Consider the following 5,859-nt stretch of genomic DNA (forward strand, 5'->3'; position numbering starts at 1 on the left):
ACCGCAAGCCCGGGCACCAACCCGTGCCCAGACCGCAGCCGGCCCACAGCCTCGGCGACACGCGCCCGCACCCCAGCCGCAAAGCCCCGCCCGTCGATGATCCTTGCACCCATAAGCCATTCTCCTTCAATGTCCGCAGCCCGCCCCAAAGCAAAAGCCCGGCCCGGCGCTACAATCTGCACCATCCCGTGCTGGAGGCGGCGGTGCGGCTGATGAGTTCGCATATCGCCGATCCGCTGCCGGCCGAACAGCTTGCGGAGCTTTCCGGTTGCAGCCTGCGCCAGCTACAGCGCTGCTTTTCGGACCACTTCGGCCTGTCGGTCATGGAGTTCTACCGGCGTTTGCGGCTGGAGAAGGCGAACGAGCTGCTGCGCCATTCCGCCCTGCCGATCGCCGAAATCACCGCGATCACCGGCTTTGCGACCATGCAGCATTTCAGCCGGTGTTTCGCGCAAGCCTTGCGTTCCGCCGGGACAACGCAGGCTGCAAGGGCTGGGCGCACCCGGATCGGAGGCCGTCAGCGGTAAGCGTGCATGGCGCCCGCCCATAGCAGGCGCCCAGGAATCCGTCAGATGTCCAGGGTATTGTCCCGTTCCCACTGGGTCAGATGACCGCAATAGGAATTCCACTCCTGTGTCTTCATCTTGATATAGGCGGCCGAGAAATCCTCGCCCATCGCGGCCTTCAGCCCGGCGTCGTCGTCATAGGCGCGGATCGCGTCCAGCAGGTTCAGCGGCAGCTTCGGCGCATCGGTGATGCGGTGGCCTTCGGCATACATGTCGATGTCGTGGCGCTTGCCGGGATCGGCCTTGCTGCGCAGCCCCGAAAGTCCCGCCGCGATGATCACGGCTTGCAGAAGGTAGGGGTTGACCGCGCCGTCGGGCAGCCGCAACTCGAACCGGCCCGGTCCGGGGACGCGCACCATATGGGTGCGGTTGTTGCCGGTCCATGTGACCGTATTGGGCGCCCAGGTCGCCCCCGAGACGGTGCGCGGCGCGTTGATGCGCTTGTAGCTGTTCACCGTGGGATTGGTAATTGCGGCGAGCGCCGAGGCGTGCTTCATGACCCCGCCCAGGAAATGCCGGCCCTCGTCTGACAGGCTGAGTTCCTTGCCGTCGTCGGCAAAGGCATTGCGCCCGTCCCTGGTCCAGACCGAGATATGGACATGGCAGCCGTTGCCGGTCAGGCCCATGATCGGCTTGGGCATGAAGGTGGCGCGCAGCCCGTGCTTTTCGGCGACCGAGCGGGTCATGAACTTGAAGAAGCTGTGCTTGTCCGCCGTGGCCATGGCGCTGTCGTATTTCCAGTTCATCTCGAACTGGCCGTTCGCGTCCTCATGGTCGTTCTGATAGGGTTCCCAGCCCAGTTCCAGCATGTAGTCGCAGATCTCGGCCACCACATCGTAGCGCCGCATCACCGCCTGCTGGTCGTAGCAGGGTTTCACCGCGGTATCGGCGGGGTCGGAGATCTGCGTGCCCTCGGGCGTCAGCAGGAAGAATTCCGGCTCGACCCCGGTCTTGACCACCAGGCCCATTTCCGCGGCCTCGGCCGTCAGCCGCCCCAGCACGTTGCGAGGCGCCTGCGCCAGCGGTCCGCTGTCCGACATGACGCAATCCGAAGCGACCCAGGCCACTTCCCTTTTCCACGGCAGCTGGATGACCGAGGAGGCGTCCGGCAGCGCCAGCATGTCGGCATGGGCGGGGGTCAGGTCCAGCCATGTGGCGAAACCGGCGAAACCGGCGCCGTCCTTCTGCATCTCGGCGATGGCCTGCGCCGGCACCAGCTTGGCGCGCTGCGATCCGAACAGGTCGGTATAGGAAATCATGAAGTATTTGACGCCCTTCTCACGGGCGAATTCGGCGAGATCGGTCATGCGGAAGGTTCCCGTTGGAGGAAAAGAGCTGGATCGGGGCAGGATGCGATGTCCTGCCCTCTGGTCGTTGGTTCAGAAGCCGTTCTGGCCGGGAATCCAGTTGGTGCCCGCCAGCGGGACGCCCGCCATGGCGGCGGCTTCCAGCGACAGGGCGCAAAGATCCTCGGGTTCCAGGTTGTGGACATGGCTCTTGCCGCAGGCCCGCGCGATGGTCTGGCATTCCAGCGTCATCACGGCCAGGTAGTTGCGCAGCCGCCGCGCGCCCTCGACAGGGTCGAAACGCTTCATCAGTTCGGGGTCCTGCGTGGTGATGCCGGCGGGATCGCGGCCTTCGTGCCAGTCGTCATAGGCATCCGCCGTGGTGCCGAGCGCGGCATAATCCTCATCCCATTTCGGGTCGTTCTCGCCCAGGGCGATCAGCGCGGCGGTGCCGATGGCCACCGCATCGGCGCCAAGCGCCAGCGCCTTGGCCACATCCGCGCCGGTGCGGATCCCGCCCGAGACGACAAGCTGCACCTTGCGGTGCATCCCCAGGTCTTGCAGCGCCTTCACCGCCGGGCGGATGCAGGCCAGCGTCGGCTGGCCGACATTCTCGATGAAGACGTCCTGCGTCGCGGCGGTGCCGCCCTGCATCCCGTCCAGCACGACCACGTCGGCGCCCGCCTTCACCGCCAGGGCGGTGTCGTAATAGGGGCGCGCGCCACCGACCTTGATGTAGATCGGCTTTTCCCAGTTGGTGATCTCGCGCAGTTCCAGGATCTTGATCTCCAGATCGTCCGGGCCGGTCCAGTCGGGATGGCGGCAGGCCGAGCGCTGGTCGATGCCGATGGGCAGGTTGCGCATTCCGGCCACCCGCTCGGTGATCTTCTGGCCCAGAAGCATGCCGCCGCCGCCGGGCTTGGCGCCCTGGCCGACGACGATCTCGATCGCATCGGCGCGGCGCAGGTCGTCGGGGTTCATGCCGTAGCGGCTGGGAAGATACTGATAGACCAGCTTTTCCGAATGCCCGCGTTCCTCGTTCGTCATGCCGCCGTCGCCGGTGGTGGTCGAGGTTCCGGCCAGCGTCGCGCCGCGCCCAAGGGCCTCTTTCGCGGGGCCGGATAGCGCGCCGAAGCTCATGCCCGCGATGGTGATCGGGATCTTCAACTCGATGGGCTTTTTCGCGAACCGCGTACCCAGCACCACCGAGGTGTCGCATTTCTCGCGGTAACCCTCCAGCGGGTAGCGCGAGATCGAGGCGCCCAGGAACAGCAGGTCGTCGAAATGCGGCACCCTGCGCTTGGCGCCGCCGCCGCGGATGTCGTAGATGCCGGTATCGGCGGCGCGGCGGATTTCGGCGTTGATACCGGGCGAGAAGGTCCAGCTGTCGCGCGGCAGGGTTTGCGGCGTCTTGTCCATGATATCCCTCATCAATAGGCGCCGGCGTGATCGACGTGGAAGTTATAGAGCTTGCGGGCCGAGCCGTAGCGCTTGAATTCCTCGGGCTTCGCATCGGCGCCGGCGCGTTCCAGCAGGTCGCGCAGGATCTCGACATGCTCGGGGCGCATCTCTTTCTCGATGCAGTCCGAACCCAGCGACTTGACGGCGCCGCGCACGAACAGCCGCGCCTCATAGAGGCTGTCGCCAAGCGCGTCGCCCGCATCGCCCAGCACCACCAGATTGCCCGACTGCGCCATGAAGGCCGACATATGGCCGATATTGCCGAAGACCACGATGTCGATGCCCTTCATCGAGATGCCGCAGCGCGAACTGGCATTGCCCTTGATGACCAGAAGCCCGCCATGGCCGGTGGCACCCGCGTATTGGCTGGCGTCGCCCTCGATGACGACAGTGCCCGACATCATGTTCTCGGCCACGCCCGGCCCGGCCGAGCCGGTGACCTTGACGGTCGCCTGCTTGTTCATCCCGGCGCAGTAATAGCCGGTCGAGCCCTTGACGGTGACTTCGATGGGCGCATCCAGGCCCACGGCGATGGCATGGGCACCCTTGGGGTTCTCGATCACCCATTCGGTCTGGTTGGTCCGGGAAGCCTGCGCCTGAAGCGCCGCATTGACGTCGCGCAGCGGCGTGGTGGCAAGGTCGATGGTCTGCATCTCAGCGCTCCCAGAAATAGACGGTGGCGGGCTCGGGTTCCCAGACGCGGGCGCTCTCGATGCCGGGCAGGTTTGCAAGGGCGCGGTATTCGCTGCCGAAGGCGACGTAATCCTCGGTCTCGGCCATGACGGCGGGCTTGCAGGCGACGGGGTCGCGCACCACGCCGAAGCCGTTGCGGGTGCCGACGACGAAGGTGAAGAAACCGTCCAGATCCTGCAACGTGCCTTCCAGCGCCTCGCTGAGGCTGGCGCCTTCGGCCAGGCGCGACGAGATATAGCAAGCGGCGACCTCGGTATCGTTCTGTGTTTCCGGGGCGAAACCCTTCTGGGTCAGTTCACGGCGCATCTGGTTGTGATTGGACAGCGAGCCGTTATGCACCAGGCACTGGTCGGCGCCGGTCGAGAAGGGATGCGCGCCCAGCGTCGTCACCGCGCTTTCCGTCGCCATGCGGGTATGGCCGATGCCGTGGCTGCCGGCCATCTGGCGCAGGTGAAAACGGGCGGCGACCTGTTCGGGCAGGCCGACCTCCTTGAAGATTTCCATCGCGTGGCCCGAACCCATGACGCGGATGCCTTTCCCGGCCAGAAAGACGCGGGCCTCGGGCTCTGTGCCCTCGGGCAGGGTCAGCACCGCATGAGTGTCGATGACCCGCATCCCGACCGTATCCCCCAGCGCATCGGACAGCGCCGCGTCGAGGCCACGGAATGCCGTTTCCGGGTCGTCCGACTGGACGGTGATCTTCGGCTTGCCGCCATCATTGCCGTAGATGGCGATTCCCGCGCTGTCCGGCCCGCGATCCGTCATCGTGATCAGCATGTCCGTCAGCAGGTCGCCTAGCTTCGGCTGCAATTCCTGGTTCTTCAGGAACAGACCAACGATACCACACATCCCTTGCCGTCCTCGTAATCAGCTTCGCTTACCTGATGATTACTTATGAGAAATAAAATTTCCTCAAGAGAAATATATGGGATTCCTGCCATTGCGCATGCCGCGGAAGTCTCCTGCCGCTTCGGCGTTCAGGAAGCTGAACCATGATCGGGCAACTGCCCGGCACATGAGCAATTCGAAAACGCAGAGCTGGTGAGCCGGCTAATTCCCCATCCCTGGGCACTGGGAACGGTCAGGCGCTGGCCAAGCCAGCCCAACCTCGGCCATGCAAGCGCTTGGATTTTTCGGTCCACATCAAGGACGTTTGCCGCGATATTGGCCTTTCGCGCAGTTCCCTTCCATCCACCTCTCCCCGCTGGCCGGGATCAGCGCGACGGGCCGGGGCTTCGTGCTGGAGCCGTGCGGCGTGCGCAGGATCGCCGTGCTTGCCCCCCCGGTCGAGGGCGATCACGCCGGGCTGCTGGCCCTGCTTTCCGATGGCGAGGCCTGGTCGAGTTCGAGGAAGGGCTGACCGACCGCGACTACGGCAGCCGTGAATTCATCTGCCGCGATCCCGAGGGCAACCTGTGGTGCTTCGGCACCTGGTGGCCGAAGGTCACCGACAAGGGCTGAGCATCATGGCCCCGCGGATATCGAACCGCATCGCGTGTTTCGTGGACGCCCTGCCGCTGGCGCCGGGCCATCGGGTGCTGGAGATCGGCTGCGGCCCCGGCGTAGCGGCCCGCGAGATCTGCCGCCGCATCGGCAACGGCTTCGTCCTGGCCATCGACCGCTCGGCCAGGGCGATCGACAGCGCGGTGGCCGGATCGAAACCCGAGATCGCCTCGGGCCGCCTGCGGTTCCGGCAGGTGGCGGTCGAGGATTTCGAACTGCTGGTCGGCGAGGAGCGCTTCGACATCGCCTTTGCGATGCGTGTCGGGGCATTGGACGGCCGCCAGCCAGAGATCGGGCAACGCGCCCTTGAACGATTGCGGGCCGCATTGAAACCGGCGGGACGGCTGTTC

6 protein-coding genes and 1 pseudogene are annotated in these 5,859 nt (G+C 65.5%); 2 read left to right on the top strand and 5 right to left on the bottom strand.

From position 1 onward, the window contains the following. Window positions 1-113, bottom strand: a pseudogene (locus IT40_RS30390) (bifunctional methylenetetrahydrofolate dehydrogenase/methenyltetrahydrofolate cyclohydrolase); the annotation flags it as partial. Between the two features lie 99 nt (window positions 114-212). On the opposite strand from IT40_RS30390, the gene IT40_RS29810 reads away from it, so the two are divergent. Next, on the top strand, window positions 213-527 hold the full coding sequence (locus tag IT40_RS29810; RefSeq protein WP_084197477.1) for a helix-turn-helix domain-containing protein: 315 nt from the start codon (window positions 213-215) through the stop codon (window positions 525-527). A 41-nt stretch (window positions 528-568) separates the two neighbouring features. On the opposite strand, the gene glnT is transcribed toward IT40_RS29810, so the two are convergent. The 4 genes from glnT to IT40_RS25740 form a co-directional block, all read right to left on the bottom strand. After that, complete coding sequence (gene glnT / locus IT40_RS25725; protein ID WP_036761220.1) at window positions 569-1,873, bottom strand: type III glutamate--ammonia ligase; 1,305 nt, start codon at window positions 1,871-1,873, stop codon at window positions 569-571. Between the two features lie 72 nt (window positions 1,874-1,945). Beyond that, window positions 1,946-3,271 carry an FMN-binding glutamate synthase family protein gene (locus IT40_RS25730; RefSeq protein WP_036761231.1) on the bottom strand — a complete coding sequence of 442 codons (1,326 nt, stop codon included), beginning with the start codon at window positions 3,269-3,271 and terminating at the stop codon, window positions 1,946-1,948. Window positions 3,272-3,282: 11 nt separating this feature from the next. Beyond that, window positions 3,283-3,966 (bottom strand): GltB/FmdC/FwdC-like GXGXG domain-containing protein, encoded by a 684-nt coding sequence (locus IT40_RS25735; protein ID WP_036761223.1) that lies wholly within the window; start codon window positions 3,964-3,966, stop codon window positions 3,283-3,285. A 1-nt stretch (window position 3,967) separates the two neighbouring features. After that, the gene (locus IT40_RS25740; protein ID WP_036761224.1) at window positions 3,968-4,855 is read right to left on the bottom strand and encodes a class II glutamine amidotransferase; all 888 of its coding nucleotides are present in this window, start codon (window positions 4,853-4,855) and stop codon (window positions 3,968-3,970) included. Window positions 4,856-5,472: 617 nt separating this feature from the next. Here IT40_RS25740 and IT40_RS25750 point away from each other — a divergent pair. After that, window positions 5,473-5,859, top strand: a 387-nt coding sequence (locus IT40_RS25750) for an SAM-dependent methyltransferase (protein WP_036761232.1), incomplete at its 3' end; no start/stop codon positions are given.

It is taken from the genome of Paracoccus versutus, from assembly GCF_000763885.1.
GTDB lineage: Bacteria > Pseudomonadota > Alphaproteobacteria > Rhodobacterales > Rhodobacteraceae > Paracoccus > Paracoccus versutus.

Bases quoted from the DNA above. Each gene is read 5' to 3' on its own strand.
- IT40_RS29810 (WP_084197477.1), top strand. From the start codon at position 213: ATGAGTTCGCATATCGCCGATCCGCTGCCGGCCGAACAGCTTGCGGAG.
- glnT (WP_036761220.1), bottom strand. From the start codon at position 1,873: ATGACCGATCTCGCCGAATTCGCCCGTGAGAAGGGCGTCAAATACTTC.
- IT40_RS25730 (WP_036761231.1), bottom strand. From the start codon at position 3,271: ATGGACAAGACGCCGCAAACCCTGCCGCGCGACAGCTGGACCTTCTCG.
- IT40_RS25735 (WP_036761223.1), bottom strand. From the start codon at position 3,966: ATGCAGACCATCGACCTTGCCACCACGCCGCTGCGCGACGTCAATGCG.
- IT40_RS25740 (WP_036761224.1), bottom strand. From the start codon at position 4,855: ATGTGTGGTATCGTTGGTCTGTTCCTGAAGAACCAGGAATTGCAGCCG.